This is a genomic window from Roseovarius sp. MMSF_3359 (assembly GCF_030733385.1).
In the GTDB taxonomy this organism is placed as follows: domain Bacteria; phylum Pseudomonadota; class Alphaproteobacteria; order Rhodobacterales; family Rhodobacteraceae; genus Roseovarius.
Genome location: NZ_JASHJC010000016.1, coordinates 37,065 through 54,153 on the forward strand (window position 1 = coordinate 37,065; position 17,089 = coordinate 54,153).

The 17,089-nt window shown below is 62.1% G+C and carries 15 protein-coding genes; 10 read left to right on the forward strand and 5 right to left on the reverse strand.

The window, feature by feature from the left end:
• The first annotated feature begins 32 nt into the window (after positions 1-32).
• Both RBB29_RS19040 and RBB29_RS19045 read left to right on the forward strand, forming a co-directional pair.
• Entirely contained in the window at positions 33-290 is a 258-nt protein-coding gene (locus RBB29_RS19040; protein ID WP_306116367.1) for an acyl carrier protein, read from the forward strand.
• Entirely contained in the window at positions 287-1,498 is a 1,212-nt protein-coding gene (locus RBB29_RS19045; protein ID WP_306116366.1) for a beta-ketoacyl synthase, read from the forward strand. The genes RBB29_RS19040 and RBB29_RS19045 overlap by 4 nt, the downstream gene beginning before the upstream one ends.
• Before the next feature lie 6 nt (positions 1,499-1,504).
• Here the strand turns inward: RBB29_RS19045 and RBB29_RS22320 are convergent, their stop codons facing one another.
• Both RBB29_RS22320 and RBB29_RS19050 read right to left on the reverse strand, forming a co-directional pair.
• Positions 1,505-1,801: an alpha/beta fold hydrolase gene (locus tag RBB29_RS22320; RefSeq protein WP_371931525.1), complete on the reverse strand. Its 297-nt coding sequence runs from the start codon at positions 1,799-1,801 to the stop codon at positions 1,505-1,507.
• The gene (locus tag RBB29_RS19050) at positions 1,746-2,390 is read right to left on the reverse strand and encodes an alpha/beta fold hydrolase (protein ID WP_371931526.1); all 645 of its coding nucleotides are present in this window, start codon (positions 2,388-2,390) and stop codon (positions 1,746-1,748) included. The genes RBB29_RS22320 and RBB29_RS19050 overlap by 56 nt, the downstream gene beginning before the upstream one ends.
• A 145-nt stretch (positions 2,391-2,535) precedes the next feature.
• Between RBB29_RS19050 and RBB29_RS19055 the strand changes: the two genes are divergently transcribed.
• Complete coding sequence (locus tag RBB29_RS19055; protein ID WP_306116365.1) at positions 2,536-3,033, forward strand: hypothetical protein; 498 nt, start codon at positions 2,536-2,538, stop codon at positions 3,031-3,033.
• A gap of 19 nt (positions 3,034-3,052) precedes the next feature.
• Here the strand turns inward: RBB29_RS19055 and RBB29_RS19060 are convergent, their stop codons facing one another.
• Positions 3,053-4,429: a M20/M25/M40 family metallo-hydrolase gene (locus RBB29_RS19060; RefSeq protein ID WP_306116364.1), complete on the reverse strand. Its 1,377-nt coding sequence runs from the start codon at positions 4,427-4,429 to the stop codon at positions 3,053-3,055.
• Positions 4,430-4,654: 225 nt separating this feature from the next.
• Between RBB29_RS19060 and hemA the strand changes: the two genes are divergently transcribed.
• The 3 genes from hemA to ispG all read left to right on the forward strand — a co-directional run bounded on the left by hemA (position 4,655) and on the right by ispG (position 8,530).
• Complete coding sequence (gene hemA, locus RBB29_RS19065; protein WP_306116363.1) at positions 4,655-5,878, forward strand: 5-aminolevulinate synthase; 1,224 nt, start codon at positions 4,655-4,657, stop codon at positions 5,876-5,878.
• Positions 5,879-5,995: 117 nt separating this feature from the next.
• Entirely contained in the window at positions 5,996-7,237 is a 1,242-nt protein-coding gene (locus tag RBB29_RS19070; RefSeq protein WP_306116362.1) for a helix-turn-helix domain-containing protein, read from the forward strand.
• A gap of 165 nt (positions 7,238-7,402) precedes the next feature.
• A complete protein-coding gene (gene ispG / locus RBB29_RS19075; protein WP_306116361.1) occupies positions 7,403-8,530 on the forward strand; it encodes a flavodoxin-dependent (E)-4-hydroxy-3-methylbut-2-enyl-diphosphate synthase in 1,128 nt (375 codons plus the stop codon).
• Between the two features lie 78 nt (positions 8,531-8,608).
• Here the strand turns inward: ispG and RBB29_RS19080 are convergent, their stop codons facing one another.
• A complete protein-coding gene (locus RBB29_RS19080) occupies positions 8,609-9,358 on the reverse strand; it encodes a DsbA family protein (protein WP_306116360.1) in 750 nt (249 codons plus the stop codon).
• Between the two features lie 4 nt (positions 9,359-9,362).
• The gene (locus RBB29_RS19085) at positions 9,363-10,688 is read right to left on the reverse strand and encodes a M48 family metalloprotease (RefSeq protein ID WP_306116359.1); all 1,326 of its coding nucleotides are present in this window, start codon (positions 10,686-10,688) and stop codon (positions 9,363-9,365) included.
• A gap of 62 nt (positions 10,689-10,750) precedes the next feature.
• Here RBB29_RS19085 and RBB29_RS19090 point away from each other — a divergent pair, with 62 nt between their 5' ends.
• The 4 genes from RBB29_RS19090 (at position 10,751) to prfB (ending at position 17,063) form a co-directional block, all read left to right on the forward strand.
• Positions 10,751-11,914, forward strand: coding sequence for a pyridoxal phosphate-dependent aminotransferase (locus RBB29_RS19090; protein WP_306116358.1), 1,164 nt, complete (start codon positions 10,751-10,753; stop codon positions 11,912-11,914).
• Between the two features lie 83 nt (positions 11,915-11,997).
• A complete protein-coding gene (locus tag RBB29_RS19095) occupies positions 11,998-13,224 on the forward strand; it encodes an N-acetylmuramoyl-L-alanine amidase (RefSeq protein WP_306116357.1) in 1,227 nt (408 codons plus the stop codon).
• Positions 13,225-13,321: 97 nt separating this feature from the next.
• Positions 13,322-15,844 carry a penicillin-binding protein 1A gene (locus RBB29_RS19100; RefSeq protein ID WP_306116356.1) on the forward strand — a complete coding sequence of 841 codons (2,523 nt, stop codon included), beginning with the start codon at positions 13,322-13,324 and terminating at the stop codon, positions 15,842-15,844.
• A gap of 91 nt (positions 15,845-15,935) precedes the next feature.
• Positions 15,936-17,063 carry a peptide chain release factor 2 gene (prfB, locus tag RBB29_RS19105; protein WP_306116355.1) on the forward strand — a complete coding sequence of 376 codons (1,128 nt, stop codon included), beginning with the start codon at positions 15,936-15,938 and terminating at the stop codon, positions 17,061-17,063.
• The last annotated feature ends 26 nt before the right edge of the window (positions 17,064-17,089 follow it).

Below are 17,089 nucleotides of genomic sequence, written 5' to 3' on the forward strand. Positions count from 1 at the left end.
TCGGGCGCAACCATAGCTGGAAGGCGACAGGAATGAGCATCAAGGATCGTGTCATCGGGATTATTGCCGAACAGGCGGTGCTGGAACCCTCCGATGTGACCGAGGACAGCACGCTGGAGGACCTGGGGATTGACAGCCTGGGTCTGGTCGAGAGCATCTTTGCCATCGAAGAGGAATTCGACATTTCGGTGCCGTTCAACGCTAACGAGCCCCAGAAAAGCGATTTCGACATTTCAACCGTGGCGTCGATCATCAGCGGGATTGAAACGCTGATGAAAGAGCAGTCGTGAAACGGGTTGTCATCACCGGTGCCGGGACGATCAATGCCCTTGGGCACACGGTGCCGGATACCCTGGAGGCCATGCGCGAAGGGCGCTGTGGCATTGGCGAGTTGTCATTCCGCGATGTCGAACGGCTGTCGATCCGCATCGGCGGACAGGTCACCGGATATGACGCCGAAACCCGGTTCAACCGCCAGCAGTTGGCGCTTTATGACCGGTTCACGCAATTCACCCTGATCGCCGCGCAAGAGGCGATAGCGCAGTCGGGGTTGGAGTTTTCCGGCGCGCTTGCCGCGAAGTCCGGCGTCGTGATGGGCAATTCCGGTGGCGGCATGACCACGCTCGACGAAAATTACCGCTCGGTCTACGAGGACGGCAAGAACCGGGTGCATCCCTTTGTCGTGCCGAAGCTCATGAATAACGCGGCCGCCGGGCACATCTCGATGGAGTATAACCTCAAGGGGCCGAGCTTCACGGTTTCGACTGCCTGCGCGTCTTCGAACCACGCGATGGCGCAGGCATTCCAGATGGTCCATGGCGGATCGGCTCCGGTGATGATCACCGGCGGATCGGAATCCATGCTCTGCTTCGGCGGGGTCAAGGCGTGGGAAGGGCTGCGGGTCATGTCCAAGGACGGTTGCCGCCCGTTTTCAGCTAACCGTAATGGCATGGTGCAGGGCGAAGGTGCCGGTGTGTTCGTCTTCGAGGAATATGAACACGCCCGCAAGCGCGGCGCCGAGATCCTGGCCGAGGTGGCCGGGTTTGCCATGACCTCCGATGCGTCGGATATCGTGATGCCGTCGAAACAGGGCGCGGCGCGGGCGATGCGCGGCGCGCTGGCCGATGCGCGGATCACGCTTGAAGAGGTGGGTTATATCAACGCCCACGGCACCGGGACCGCGGCCAATGACAAGACCGAATGCGCCGCCGTGGCGGATGTCTTTGGCCCCCATGCGGACAACCTCATGATCTCCTCCACCAAGTCCATGCACGGGCATTGCATCGGTGGTACCGGCGCGGTGGAGCTTCTGGCCTGCATCATGGCGCTGCGGGATGGCGTGATTGCGCCGACGATCGGCTATGAAGAGCCCGACCCGGAATGCGCGCTCGACGTGGTCCCCAATGAGGCGCGCGAGGCGAAGGTCAATGTTGCGCTTTCCAACGCCTTTGCCTTTGGCGGGCTGAACGCGGTCCTGGCGCTCAAACGGGTGGCATAGGGGCCGTTACCTCAAGAAATTTTGCAGGGCCGTCACCGTGTCCCCGGGATTGGTGTCGGGAAAGAAATGCCCCCCAGGGATTGCCTGCGCCGTCATCTGCGTGCATTTCATCTCCCATGTCGCCGCGACGTCATAGGCGCGGGCCATCGCGCCCTGCGCGCCATAAAGGATGAGGGCGGGGCAGGTGATGCGTGCGCCAAGATCTTCCGCGTCATCGTCGAAATCATGCCGGATCGCGGCGCGGTAATCATTGCACATGGCGCGCGTCGTCTCCGGGTCGCGCCAGGCGGTGCGATAGGCCATCAGTTGCTCCCGGTCGAAATCGTCGAGCGTCGCACCACCCCAGCCCAGAAGGCAGGAGTGATAATACCGGTCCGGATCGCTCAGGATCATCTCTTCGGGGCCGGGTTCGGGCTGGGCCAGAAAAAAAGTGATAATAGGCGGTGGCCACGTCCTTGCGTAGCTCCGCCAAGAGGGTATGGGTCGGGATGATGTCCATCAACGCCACCCGCGACACCATGTCAGGCGCATCGAGCGCCAGGCGATGCGCCACCCGTGCGCCCCGGTCATGGCCGATTATCGAGGCCGAGGCGAACCCCAGATGGTGCAGTAGCGCCACCTGATCTGCGGCCATGTTGCGAAAACGATAGGCGGCGACGTCCCGAGGCTTGGTACTTTCGCCATAGCCGCGCAGGTCGGGGCAGATGACCGTATGGGTCTGCGCCAGGACAGGCGCGATATGCCGCCAAAGGGCACGGGTCTGCGGATAGCCGTGCAACAGCAGCACGGGCGGCCCGTCGCCACCAAGGGAATAGGCGATATCGACATCGCCCGCAGACAAGGTGTGATCGGTGAACCCGGGGATCGTCAATTTGCTGGTCTCGCGTGCCATTTCGCGCCCCATGCTAGATTTGTGCTGGCCATGTGTAACCCGATTAAGTGACTGCATTCTATCGGAGTTCCGCAGTTTCTCCGCGACGCAGCCCAATTCTGGCCTGATTCATCCCGCAATCAGAGCGGGAATAACGGAGGGCGGCATGACGCAATCAAGTTTCACGGAACGCTTGCAGCGGATCGAAAAAGCGCAGGGGAAGTCCGCGCATGATCGGCTGTTGGTGGGTGTTGCGGACGAGATAGTGCAAGAAGCCACCCCCAAGAAGGCCAAGAAACCTGCCAAGGCCGCACGACCGGCCAAAGGCGCGGGCGGCCTGCTTCCGCTGCGCTTTGTCGTGGGATTTGCGCTGATGTTCGCGACCTTCTGGGTGATGGGAGAGATGCGCGACATTCATGGCTGGCTGAACGGCTTCGATGTGTTGACGCCTTATACCAACCCGCTCATGGGGGCGGTGGCTCTCGGGATTGCCGCGGTGATGCTGTTTTTTGCGTTCAAAATGCAGCGGGCCGCGTTTCGCGTGTTGAGCGAGCCCGCGCGGCTGCCCTTCGTCATCGGCATGGTCGCGGGCCTCGCGCTTGGGGCCGGTCCGACCGAATTCACCGATGAGATGGTGGCGCAGCTTCAGGTGGCGCAGCAATAACGCCACCGGCCCCCGTGGGTCAGCGGCTCAGGTTATCCAGCACCCGCGCCCAGCTTCGCATCCCCTTGTGGAAGCTCTCGACGTTGTATTTTTCATTCGGCGAGTGGATCGCGTCATCCTCGTTGGCAAACCCGATCAGCATCGCATCGAGGCCAAGGATCTCCTTGAAGAACCCGGCAATCGGGATCGACCCGCCCATGCCGCAGAACACCGCCTCGCGGTTCCATTCGTCGCTGAGCGCCTGACGCGCCTTTTCGAATTCCGGCCGCGCGATATTCATCACCGCCGCGGGGGAGCCTTCGAGGTCATTGTCCCAGGTCACCTTGGCGTCGGGCGATAGCTGCGCATCGACATGGGCGCGGATCTTGTCGCGCAGGTCATCGGGATCCATGTCGCCCACAAGGCGACAGGTGATCTTGCAATGGGCCTCGGCGGGAATCACGGTCTTGCTGCCCGCGCCCTGGTAGCCGCCCCAGATCCCGTTGATCTCCAGTGTTGGGCGCGCCCATTGCTGCACCAGCGTGGAATAGCCCTTTTCGCCATGCGGTTGGGTATAGCCCACGGAGTTCAGGTAATCGGCCTCGTTGAAGCCGCAGCCTTCCCATTGGCGCAGCAACTCGTCGGGCACCTCATGCACACCGTCATAGAACCCATCGACCGCCACGCGGCCCTGGTCGTCATGGAAAGACGCGATGATGCGCGACATTTCCCGCAGGGGGTTGAGGCCAGGGCCGCCGTAATGGCCTGAATGCAGGTCGATCCGCGGCCCATGAATGGTGAATTCGTCCTTGAGCATCCCGCGCAGTTGCGAGGCGATCGACGGGACACCGGGGGCGACCATTGAGGTGTCGCAGATGAGCGCGATATCGGCGCTCAGTTCCTCTGCATTTTCCTTCATGAACGGGATGAGCGAGGGCGAGCCGCTTTCCTCTTCGCCCTCGAAGAAAAACGTGATGCGACAGGGTAGCGCGCCGTTCACCTCTTTATACGCCCGGCAGGCTTCAACAAAGGTCATGAGCTGCCCCTTGTCGTCGGACGATCCCCGCCCGCGAATGACCTGTCCCTTGTCGGTCTCTTCCAGTTTCGGATCGAACGGATCACTGTTCCAGAGGTTCAGCGGGTCCACCGGCTGCACGTCGTAGTGACCATAGAACAGAAGATGTGGGCCGGGCCCGTCGATATGGCCCACCACCATTGGATGGCCGGGCGTCATGCGCTTTTCGGCCTTGGCACCAATGCTTTGCAGATCGGCCACCAGCCAGTCTGCCGCCTCCTGGCAGGGCTCGGCAAAGGCCGGATCGGTCGAGATAGACTGGATGCGCAGCAATCCCATCAGACGCTCCAGCGCCTCAGGCAGTTGGTCGTCAATGCGGCTTAGAACGGCGTCAAGAGACATGGAGGCGGCCCCGAAGTAGGTGAAAGATCGGCTGCGAACCTAGCAGGCCGCGCGGCACTGTCCAGCGGCTTGATACAAGTCAAGGAACGGGCAGCGACATTTTGTAACTATTGTCGGGCGGGTAAGGTTTGTATAACTAGCGAAGCTGACCGCAACTGGTTAGAATATCGGATGTTTCGGACCTTTTCGGGGTCCGGCTGCCGACACGACATAGAGGGGAAGCGCGTGGACTATTCCGCCAAGCTGGATGAAGCGATCGACCGTTTGCACGAAGAAGGCCGGTACCGGACTTTCATCGACATCGAGCGCGAACAGGGCAAGTTTCCCCACGCCATGTGGCGCCGCCCCGACGGCACCGAACAGGCGATCACCGTCTGGTGCGGCAACGACTATCTGGGCATGGGGCAGCATCCGGTTGTGATGGACGCCATGCACGAGGCAATCGACGCCACCGGCGCGGGCTCCGGCGGGACGCGCAACATCAGCGGCACGACCGTCTACCACAAGCGTCTTGAGGCCGAATTGGCGGACCTCCATGGTAAGGAATCGGCACTGCTCTTCACCAGTGCCTACATCGCCAATGACGCGACGCTGAGCACATTGCCTAAACTTTTTCCCGGCCTCATCATCTATTCCGATGAGTTGAACCACGCCTCGATGATCGAGGGCGTCCGCCGCAATGGTGGGGCCAAGCGTATTTTCCGCCACAATGACGTCGCGCACCTGCGCGAGTTGATGGCCGCGGATGATCCCGAAACGCCCAAACTGATCGCGTTCGAATCGGTCTATTCGATGGATGGCGATTTCGGTCCCATCGAGGCGATTTGCGATCTGGCCGATGAATTCGGCGCGCTGACCTATATCGACGAGGTTCATGCGGTTGGCATGTATGGTCCGCGCGGCGCCGGTGTGGCGGAGCGTGACCGCCTGATGCACCGTCTCGACATCATCAACGGGACGCTGGCAAAGGCGTTTGGCGTGATGGGCGGCTACATTGCCGCGTCGGCGAAAATGTGTGACGCGGTGCGGTCTTACGCGCCGGGCTTCATCTTCACGACCTCGCTGCCGCCTGCGGTTGCCGCGGGGGCGGCAGCCAGTGTTGCGCACCTGAAGCGCGACCATGCGCTGCGTGAACAACACCAGACCCAGGCGAAGATCCTCAAGACGCGTCTGAAGGGGCTGGGCCTGCCGCTGATCGACCACGGCAGCCATATCGTGCCTGTGATCGTGGGCGACCCGAAACACACCAAGATCCTGAGCGATATGCTGCTTGAAGGCTATGGCATCTACGCCCAGCCGATCAACTTTCCGACGGTCCCGCGCGGTACTGAACGCCTGCGCTTTACGCCGTCACCAGTCCACGGCCCGGACGAAATGGACCGGCTTGTTCGTGCAATGGACGAACTTTGGTCGCATTGTGCGCTAAATCGTGCCGAATTAACGGGTTAGTCAGGGTCTCGTGCAAAACTGCTTGCGATGTGTTAGCTTAGCCTGAAGAACAGGGGCGAAGTTCGAATCGGCAAATTCGGGCCCGGGGGCAGTCAGGACTGGTAAGAGGCAGCGTTCATGATACGGCGTCGTTCGTCGCGTAATGAGGAAACGGAAGAGGTCGAAGTTCGCGGCTTCGATGCGTTCGAATTGCGCCTGGGCGACACGATGCGCGGTGAGCGCGCAACGATGGGCAAATCCCTCCTCGATGTCGAACGTGAACTCAGGATCAAGGCCAATTACGTGGCCGCGATCGAAAACTCCGATCCAGATGCATTTGACACGCCCGGGTTCATCCCCGGCTACGTGCGCTCCTATGCCCGCTATCTCAACATGGACCCCGATGAGGCGTTCCGCGATTTCTGCAAGGAAAGCGGTTTTTCGACCGCCCACGGCATGTCCGCCGAAGCGTCCTCGATCCGCAAATCGAATGAACCGGTAAAGCGTTCGGTGGGGCGGAGCGATCCGTTTGTCTCGCCCGGCACGCCGTTCATTCCGGCGTCCGAGGGCATGTTCTCGCAGATCGAGCCGGGCGCGATCGGCTCGGCCCTTGTGCTGGTCGCGCTGATCGGCGGGATTGGCTATGGCGGCTGGAGTGTTCTCAACGAAGTGCAACGGGTTCAGTTTGCGCCGGTTGAAAACACGCCTGATGTTCTGTCGGACCTCGATCCGCTCAACGGGCTTACGACCCAGGCCGAGAGTACCGAGGTTGCAGAGGCCGACGGCGTCTTCCAGCCACCGCTGGATGATCGTCTTGACCGGCTTTACCGTCCCGAGGCGCTGGATGTGCCGGTGATGGTGGCGCGGGATGCGCCGATCTCGACGCTCGATCCGTCCGAAGTGGGCACGATGCGCCCGCAATTGCCCGAAACCGATACGACCTATGTGACCGCCGGCCGATATGGCTCGCCCTTTGACGTGGCGCCGGTCGTGACCGAGGATTTGCCGGTCAACAGCCCCAAGGTTGTGGCTGATCCGGCACCCGGTGTGCAGATGGTGGCGGTACGTCCCGCCTGGGTCCGGGTGCGGGCGGCGGATGGCAGTGTCATCTACGAAGGCATCATGAATGCGGGTGAAAGCTATGCGGTGCCGACAACGGAAGAACCCGCGACGTTGCGCGCAGGCGAATCCGGGGCGATCTATTTCGCGGTCAATGGGCAGCATTACGGCCCGGCGGGCGAGGGTGGATCGGTCATCTCGGGTCTGTCACTGGATGCCAAGATGCTCATGGACGCGTTCGACGTGGCGGATATGAGCCGCGACAAGGACCTTTCCCGCTACGTGGCCGAGCTGCAGCCGGCATCCGCCACGCAGGAATGATCTGACGGCACGGCACACCTGCTGCGTCCGATCTCGCCGAATTTCAGAGTTTTTGCACCTGCTGACGCCTTAACGTGGCGCGACAATCTTGCCCCCGTGCATTGCGGGCGGGCCATCGGCGCAGTATCTAGGATGTAAGCAGGTCAAAATGACGGGACATATCCGATGTCGCTCAACCATATTCGTCCGTGGCGCAATATTTACCGCCGGGAGAGCCGCCAGATCATGGTGGGCGACGTCCCTGTGGGCGGCGGCGCGCCGATTTCCGTGCAGACCATGACCAATACCGATACCCGCGATGTCGCGGCCACGGTGGCGCAGGTGCAGGCGGCGGCGGAGGTCGGGGCGGATATCGTCCGCGTTTCGGTCCCTGACGAAGACAGTGCGAAAGCCCTCAAGGAGATCGTGCGCGAAAGCCCGGTGCCGATCGTGGCCGACATTCATTTCCATTACAAACGCGGGATCGAGGCGGCGGAGGCGGGCGCGGCCTGTCTGCGGATTAACCCGGGCAATATCGGTTCGGAAGATCGGGTGCGCGAGGTGATCAAGGCGGCGCGCGATCATGGATGTTCGATGCGGATCGGGGTCAATGCCGGATCGCTCGAAAAGCACCTGTTGGACAAGTATGGCGAGCCGTGCCCCGATGCGATGGTGGAATCGGGCCTCGAGCATATGCGCATCCTGCAGGACAATGACTTTCACGAATTCAAGATCAGCGTGAAAGCCAGCGACGTGTTCATGGCCGCCGCGGCGTATCAGCAACTTGCCGAAGCCACCGATGCGCCGATACACTTGGGGATCACCGAGGCGGGCGGGTTAATGTCCGGCACGATCAAATCGGCGATCGGGATGGGCAACCTGCTTTGGATGGGGATCGGTGACACGTTGCGCGTATCGTTGAGCGCCGATCCGGTCGAAGAGGTCAAGGTTGGCTACGAGATGCTGAAATCCCTCGGGCTAAGGCATCGAGGGGTGAATATCATTTCCTGCCCCAGTTGCGCCCGGCAGGGGTTTGACGTGATCCGCACGGTCGAGACGCTCGAAAAACGGCTGGAGCACATCAAGACGCCGATGAGCCTGAGCATCATTGGTTGCGTTGTGAACGGCCCGGGTGAGGCGTTGATGACCGATGTGGGATTTACCGGTGGAGGCGCCGGAAACGGGATGGTCTACCTGGCCGGGAAAGCCAGCCACAAGATGTCCAATGACGAGATGATCGACCATATCGTTGAACAGGTCGAGGCGCGGGCCGAGCAGATCGACGCAGAGGTGGCGGCTCAAGCAGCCGAGTAGATTTTACGGGGATGGCGGTGCGACGCGCGTTTGCGCCTTCAGCGAAACGACGCCCCGCCCACCATCCCGTAAGGCGTTTTATTGCGTGCGGATTTCGTCGGCCATGCGCTGCATGTCTTCCGCCGGAAGATAGCCGCGCAGCATATGGTTTGCCATCACGAAAGACGGTGTGCCGCTGATTGAAAGACGCTGCGCAAGGTCATGATTTTCCGCGATAACCTTGGTCACCTCGTCGCTGTTCATATGGGCGGTGATCGCGTGCGGATCGAGGCCAAGCGAATCCGCGATGCGGCTCAGCGAGGCCTCGTTGATGGCGCCGTTGAAGGCCATAAGCGTGTCATGCACGGATTTGTAGGCCTCATCACCGGCGACCTGTTGCGTGGCGATGGCGAAGCGTGAGGCCAGCGTGCTTTCTTCGCCCAGGATTGGAAATTCCTTTACGATAAAGCGTATGTTGCCGTCGCTTTCGAGCAGGGTTTCCACCTCGTCAAAGGCACGGCGGCAGTACCCGCAGCGGTAGTCCATGAACTCGACCAGGGTGATATCGCCATCCGGGTTGCCACCAACCCAGGAGTGGCCATCGTTAAAGATATCCTCGGCATTGACCTTCACCAGATCGGTATCGTCCTGGGCGCGGGCCTGCTGCTGACGCTTTTCGAGGACATCGACCGCTTCCATAATCACCTCCGGGTTTTCCAGCAGGTAGGCGCGGATCTCGGCGCGGAAGGCGGCGCGTTCGGCCTCGCTCATCTGGTCGAGATCCAGGGCCTGGGCGGGTAGGGCCAGCATGGTGGTAAATGCAGCGGCGGTCAGCAGGGGGCGTTTCATCGGATCATTTCCTTTTCTTGGCGGCCTTGGAGGCAGATAGCACATCCTGGGCGCGTTGCCAGCCACCGGAGCCGCGTGGCAGCAGGTCGGAGGCGCGTTTGGCGTGAATGCCGGCGTCCTTGAGACGGCCCAGCATGGCGTAGCGTTCGGCAGTGACCAGCGAGGCCATGCCGTTATTGCCGAGTTTGGCATGCGCCGCGGCGAGATCGCGTAGGACCCGTGCGTCACGGCCATCCCGGGCGCGGGCGCGTTCGAGGAATTGTTGCGCCTTCTTGGTCTGACCGGTGACCAGCAGCGACCGGCCATAGGCGCCGAGGATCAGCGCGTTTTTTGGCGCCAGGTTGGCGGCGCGGGCATAGGCGGCGACGGCGGCCTTGCTCTGGCGGCTTTCCATCAGGATCTGGCCGCGTAACTCATGCAGGTAGGGGTCCTTGGGGCGTTGCGCGATCGCGGCATCCATCGCCTTGAGCGATTTTCGCAGTTTGGAGTTCCGGTGATGGGCAACGGCTTGCCGCATCAGCTTGACGTCGGCATATCCGCTTTCGCCAGCGCGGGTCAGGGTCCATTTCGGCGAGCGTTGAAAGGCCGAGAGCTTGCCCTTGGCGCGGGCAAACCAGTAATCGGCCTGCGGGTTGGGCCGCGCGCGATCCTTGTAGCCTTCGGCGAGGCGTTTGACGAGACGGTAGCGATCCGCCGAGAGCGGGTGGGTCCGCGCATAGGGGTCCTGCCGGGCGGAAGAAAGCGCCTCTTGTCCGCGGAAGATGTCGATTACGTCGACGGCCCCCTGCGGGTCAATCCCGGCCGTGGCGAGGTACCGCAAGCCGCTGTTATCGGCGGAGTTTTCCTCGGCCCGGGTATGAACAAGAAAGAGTCTGCGCGCGGTGTTCTGCGCGCCCAAAGCCACCGCGCCGGCAGCTTCGCCACCACCAGCGGCCACGGCGGCAGCGGCGGCGAGTACCGCACCCAGTCCCGCCGCGGTGCGGGCGTTGCGGGCGGCGATAGGGCGACGCACCAGGTGGCCATTGGCGATATGGGCGGCCTCATGGGCGATCACCGATTGCAGCATGGCGGCATTGTCCATCTTCAGCATCAGGCCGGAATGGATGAAGATCGCATTGGCATCGACCACGAATGCGTTCAACCGCCGGTCGTCGATGATGAGAATGTCGATGCGACTCGGGCTGAGACCCGCGGCCTTGAGCACCGGCGTGGCGAGTTGTTTCAAAGCATATTCGATGTCCGGGTCGCGCAGCAGCGTCAGCGCCCGCGCGGGCAGGGCCGTGGTCACGCAGAACAGGGCGCAGATCATCAGAAGGCGAAGAACGTGCATTGACGGGTCGTCTCTTTCCTTGTGAAAGGGTGTCTGTCTCGTGGCCAGTTAGGAACAAATATATGCGGAACTCAAGGCGGAGCCAGGTTGATCCCTTTATCGTGATGGACGTGATGGAGGATGCGCGCCGGGCCGAGGCCGCGGGGCGGCACATCATCCACATGGAAGTGGGCCAGCCGGGGACGCCCGCCCCGGAAGGCGCACGCCGGGCGTTGAGCGCGGCAATGACCGAGGACGCGATGGGCTATACCGTGGCGCTTGGGCTGCCGGCACTGCGCAAGCGCATCGCGCAGCTCTACGGGGATTGGTATGACATCGACCTCTCGCCCAACCGGGTGGTGGTCACGTCAGGGTCGTCCGGTGCCTTCATCCTGGCGTTCACGGCCCTTTTCGATGCCGGTGACCGTGTGGGCATCGGCGCGCCGGGTTATCCCAGCTACCGGCAGATCCTCAAGGCGCTGGACCTCGTTCCCGTCGACATCGAGACCGCAGCGGAAAGCCGCCTGCAGCCGGTGCCCGCGGACTTGGTGGGGCGCGACTTGTCCGGGGTAATGGTCGCCAGCCCGGCGAATCCGACCGGCACGATGCTCGATCATGCGGCGCTTGGGGCGCTGATGGCGGCGACCGCCGAGCAGGGCGCGCAGTTTATCAGCGACGAAATCTACCACGGTATCGAATACGAGGCGAAGGCGGTCAGCGCGTTGGAGATCAGCGATGAGTGCTATGTGATCAACTCGTTTTCGAAATATTTCAGCATGACCGGCTGGCGCATCGGCTGGATGGTTGTGCCCGAGGATCATGTGCGGGTCGTCGAGCGTCTGGCGCAGAACCTGTTCATCTGCCCGCCCCATGCAAGCCAGGTGGCGGCGCTGGCAGCGATGGAGTGTGGGGCGGAGTTGCAGGCCAACATGGATGTCTACCGCGCGAACCGGGCGTTGATGCTGGAGGGCTTGCCAAAGGCGGGCTTTGACCGGATCGCGCCACCGGATGGGGCGTTTTACGTCTATGCGGATGTCAGCCACCTGACAGATGACAGCCGGGCATTCGCGGCGGAGATCCTTGAAAAAGCCGGTGTTGCGGTCACGCCGGGCCTGGATTTCGATCCGGCGCGTGGAGGCGGTACGATCCGGTTTTCCTATGCCCGGTCCACGGCGGATATCGAGGAGGGGTTGCGGCGGCTGGCCCAGTTCATGGCGGAGCGGGGCGCGCAGACAGGCGTTGTGTAATTTCACCGGTGAGGCGCAGTAGGCGGGTGCAAAGCGGTGCGGGTTGGTGTAGCCTGCGCCAGAGAAGACCGAAAGATCGGCGAATGAGCAGATTTATCAGGATATTTCTGGCCCTGGTGGTCAGTGGTTTTGGCGCTGGCGCCCTTGCGCAGGAGTTTTCCGGCCTTGCGCGGCTTGATGTGGCGGCAAGCGGGATCACCGACAAGGGGCGCAGTGTGATTGTTGATCTTAAGCTGTCGCAGGGCGTGCCGTACCGGGCCTTTACACTCGATGCGCCGCGTCGCCTCGTGCTGGATTTCCGCGAGGTCGATTGGGGCGACATGGCCCCGCGCGAGTTGGACCAGAGCGAACGGGTCAGCAATGTGCGCGTGGGCGGGTTCCGGCCCGGATGGTCGCGGATGGTGATCGACCTGGAGGGGCCATTTGTCCTGAAGACAACCGCCGTCAGCGTCGATGCGACGGACGGATCGGCCGATCTCGAAGTTGTGCTGCGCCAGGACACGCCCGAGGCTTTCGCCGCGGCGGCAGGGGCCCCGGACATGCCGGGGTGGGATCTGCCCGCGGATGGCACACCGGCGCGAATGATCCCCCGCGGGGCCGGTGACGGACCCCTGGTGGTGGTGCTCGACCCTGGCCATGGCGGCATTGATCCGGGGGCAGAGAAGGGTGGCGCGGTTGAAAAGGACCTTATGCTGAGCTTCGCGCGCGAGCTGAAAGAGGCGCTCATCCGGGCAGGCGGTTTCGAGGTGGTGATGACCCGCGAAGAGGATGTGTTCGTTTCGCTGGAACGCCGCGTGGCGCTGGCCCACCAGATGGGAGGCCACCTGATGATTTCGCTGCATGCGGATGCGGTCACCGAAGGGCAGGCCACGGGCGTGACGGCCTACGTGCTGTCGGAAAGCGCGTCGGACAAGGCCAGCGCGGCGCTTGCGGAACGTCATGACCGGGGTGACATCCTCTCAGGTATTGACCTGCATGGCACCGATGACGTCGTGGCGGATATCCTGATCGACCTGGCGCGGCAGGAGACGCAACCCCGCGCCAAGGTGTTGTCCGAGGCGCTGATCCTCGGCATCGGGGAGTTCGACCTGCCGATCAATTCGCGGCCAATCCGATCCGCGGGGTTTTCCGTGCTGAAGTCGCCCGATATTCCATCCGTCCTGCTTGAGCTGGGGTTTTTGTCCAGCCCACGCGATCTTGAAAACCTCAAGGACGCGAGTTGGCGGCAGAAACTGGCGCAGGGCATTGTCGATGGGCTGAAGGCCTGGTCGATCGCCGATGCCGCGGCTGCGGAACTGGTACGGCAATGACGGGGTGGGCGGAAACCGGCGCAGGATGCAACCTATCGTGTTTTGACGATGCGCCGCTGGATGCCTATATGGACGTTAACGATGAGTGGGGCGTGGTGTGCTACGTGCAATAACATCTTTTTTCGGCACGATTTTCAGCGTGATGACCCTTGGCATCATGTTGATCGCGCTCAGCATTGGCGCGGTGTTCCACATCTATGGCAAGGACCTGCCAAGCCACGATTCACTGGCGAACTATACGCCTCCGACGATCAGCCGGATCTATTCGGGCGAGGGGCGGATCATCGACGAGTTTGCGCAGGAACGGCGGTTGTTCACTCCGGCCGAAGAGATCCCCGATCTGGTCAAGCAGGCGTTCATTTCGGCCGAGGACAAGAATTTCTATAGCCACGGCGGGTATGATGCGCGCGGGATCGCGGCGGCCGCTTATGAAGCGGTCCGGACCCGGGGCCGCGATGTGCGCGGGGCTTCGACCATCACGCAGCAGGTGATGAAAAACTTCCTTCTGTCCGGCGACCGCAAGATCGCACGGAAGATTAAGGAGATCATCCTGGCCACGCGGATCGAGGATACGCTGAGCAAGGAGAAGATCCTTGAGCTCTACCTCAACGAGATCTTCCTGGGTCAGAACAGCTATGGCGTTGCCGCCGCGGCACAGACCTATTTCAACAAGACGCTGGCTGAACTGGCACCCCATGAGGCGGCGTTCCTTGCGTCGATGCCCAAGGCGCCCAGTGATTATCATCCCGTCCGGCAGAAAGAACGCCTGCTGGCGCGGCGGGATTTCGTGCTGAAGGAGATGCGCGAAAACGGCTATATCGACCAGGACGTTTATCTGGCCGAAGTCGAAGCGCCCCTGCGCAGCGTGCAGAACGGCGATTTTGAACCCTTCGCCAAGGCCCTGCCACCCCGGGATTACTTCACCGACGAAATTCGCCGTCAGTTGAGCCAGGATTTCGGCGAGGGGGAGTTCTTTACCGGCGGCTTCAGCGTGCGCGCGACGATCGACCCGGAAATGCAGGTTGAGGCGGCGGACGCACTTCAGCGCCAGCTAGAGCAATATGACCGCGCGCAGGGCAAATGGCGCGGCACGGGCAAGACATTGCCTGCCGAACTGCTGGGTGATGAGCCTGCCTGGCGGAAGGCGTTGGCCGAGCTGGACGTGGCGCGGGACATCGACCTTGATGGGTATTGGTACCCGGCGGTTGTGCTGGAAATCGGTGACGAGCAGATGCGGATCGGCGTCGATGGCGTCGCCAATACCGAGACCGAGCCGCAGGTCATTCCGCGCAAGGATATCGGTTGGTTGCCCGGCAATTTCCAGCAGACGTTTGAGCCCGGCGATGTCGTCCATGTCCGCCGGATGAAAGACGACGAAAGCGATACCTTCATCCGCTGGACCCTGCGGCAGGTGCCCGAGGCGCAAGGCGGTTTCGTGGCGATGGACGTCAATACCGGTCGTGTCCTGGCGATGCAGGGCGGCTTTTCCTATCAGAACTCGGTTTTCAACCGCGCCACGCAGGCGCAGCGGCAACCGGGATCGAGCTTCAAGCCCTTCGTCTATGCCGCCGCCCTCGATAGCGGCTATTCGCCCGCGACCATCGTTATCGACGCCCCGATCGAGATCGACACGCCGCAGGGCCTCTGGCGGCCGCGCAACTCGTCGAACAAGTTCTACGGGCCGACGCCGCTGCGCACCGGGATCGAACAATCGCGGAACCTGATGACCATCCGCCTTGCGCAGGAAGTCGGGATGGAAACCGTGGCGCAATATGCCGAACGGTTTGGCGTTTACGACTACATGAGCACTTTCCTCGCCAACTCCCTCGGTTCCGAGGAGACAACGCTTTACAAGATGGTGGCGGCCTATGCCATGTTTGCCAATGGCGGCGAACGGGTGGAGCCCACGCTCGTTGACCGGGTGCAGGATCGGTTCGGTAAGACCGTCTATCGCCATGATACCCGCGACTGCGTGGATTGTGACAACCCGGCGCTGCCTGCGTCGCAGGGGCCGCGAATTTTGTCCAACCGCGAGCAGGTGATGGATCCGATCACCGCCTATCAGTTGACCTCGATGATGCGGGGCGTGGTGGAACGCGGCACCGCGGCGCGTCATGTCAACCTGCCGGTGCCAACGGCAGGCAAAACCGGCACGACCAACGATGCGCTTGATGTCTGGTTCATCGGCTTCACCAGCAATATCGTCGCCGGCTGTTATATCGGCTATGACCAGCCGCGCACTCTGGGCCGGGGCGCCTATGGCGGCACGATGTGCGGCCCGGTGTTTCAGCAATTCATGACCAAGGCCGTGGCCAAGTATGGCGGCAGTGAATTCCGTGTCCCGCCGGGCGGTCATTTCATTAAGATCGACCGCTATACCGGCGCGCGCCTGTCGCCGGATTCGCAAGGCGACTTCGTGGTGGCGGAGTATTTCCGCGATGGCGAGGACCCGATCTTTGGCCTGATGTTTGACGGTGGCTTTGCCATGGGGTCCGATCTGGAGCTGTTCAGTGTCGGCGAAAGCGAAGAGATCCGCGACGTGACTACCTCGACCGGCGGGACTGGGCAGGTGGGCGAAAAAGCCACCTTTGGGACGTTGAGCTCGGGCGGGCTTTATTGAGGGTGCATCGCGCGTGATCTTGCCCGTCGCACGGTGCTGCGCTATCACCCGAAACTGAGCAGAAACACCAATCCCGTCAGGACCCCCCCGAATGCGCGCCGAGACCCAGACCCTTGTTTCCGAGATCGAGAAATCGCTGGAGCTGTTGCGCCAGCGGATGGGGTGGGAGACCGCGCAGCACCGGCTGGAGGAGTTCAACGCGCGGGTCGAGGATCCGAACCTCTGGGATGATCCGACCAAGGCGCAGAAGCTGATGCGGGACCGCCAGAGCCTTGTCGATGCAATGGACACGCACAATGCGATACAGCAGGAGTTGAGCGACAGCGTCGAGCTTATCGAGATGGGTGAGATGGAAGAAGATGCCGAGATTGTCGCCGATGCCGAAGCGGCGCTGAAGGTACTCGCCAAGCGCGCAGCGGCCAAGGAGCTTGAGGCGCTTTTGAACGGGGAGGCCGACGGCAACGACACCTTCCTCGAGATCAATGCCGGGGCCGGTGGCACCGAAAGCTGTGACTGGGCCAGCATGCTGGCGCGGATGTATGTCCGTTGGGCCGAAAAGCGGGGCTATACCGTCGAGTTGCAGTCGGAACAGTCGGGTGACGAGGCCGGGATCAAATCCGCCGCCTACAAGATCAGCGGCCACAATGCCTATGGCTGGCTGAAATCGGAATCCGGTGTGCACCGGCTGGTGCGGATCAGCCCGTTTGACAGCGCGGCGAAGCGGCACACCTCCTTCTGCTCGGTCTGGGTCTATCCGGTGGTGGACGACGATATCGAGATCGAGGTCAATCCGGCCGATATCCGCATTGACACCTACCGCAGTTCGGGCGCGGGTGGGCAGCACGTCAACACCACCGATTCCGCCGTGCGGATCACCCACAACCCGACGGGCATCGTCGTGACCAGCTCGGAGAAATCGCAGCACCAGAACCGCGACATCGCGATGAAGGCGCTGAAATCGCGGCTCTATCAGCTGGAACTCGACAAGCGGAATGCGGCAATTACCGAGGCCCATGAAAGCAAGGGTGACGCGGGTTGGGGCAATCAGATCCGGTCTTACGTCTTGCAGCCCTACCAGATGGTCAAGGACCTGCGCACGAACCACGAGACGTCGGACACCAAGGGTGTTCTGGACGGCGATCTCGATCCGTTCATGGCGGCCACGCTGGCGCTTGATGTCAGCGGCAAATCCCGTGCCGAGGCGCAGGGCGACGGCTGACAATCCCGGCGGTGCAGGACGGCTGA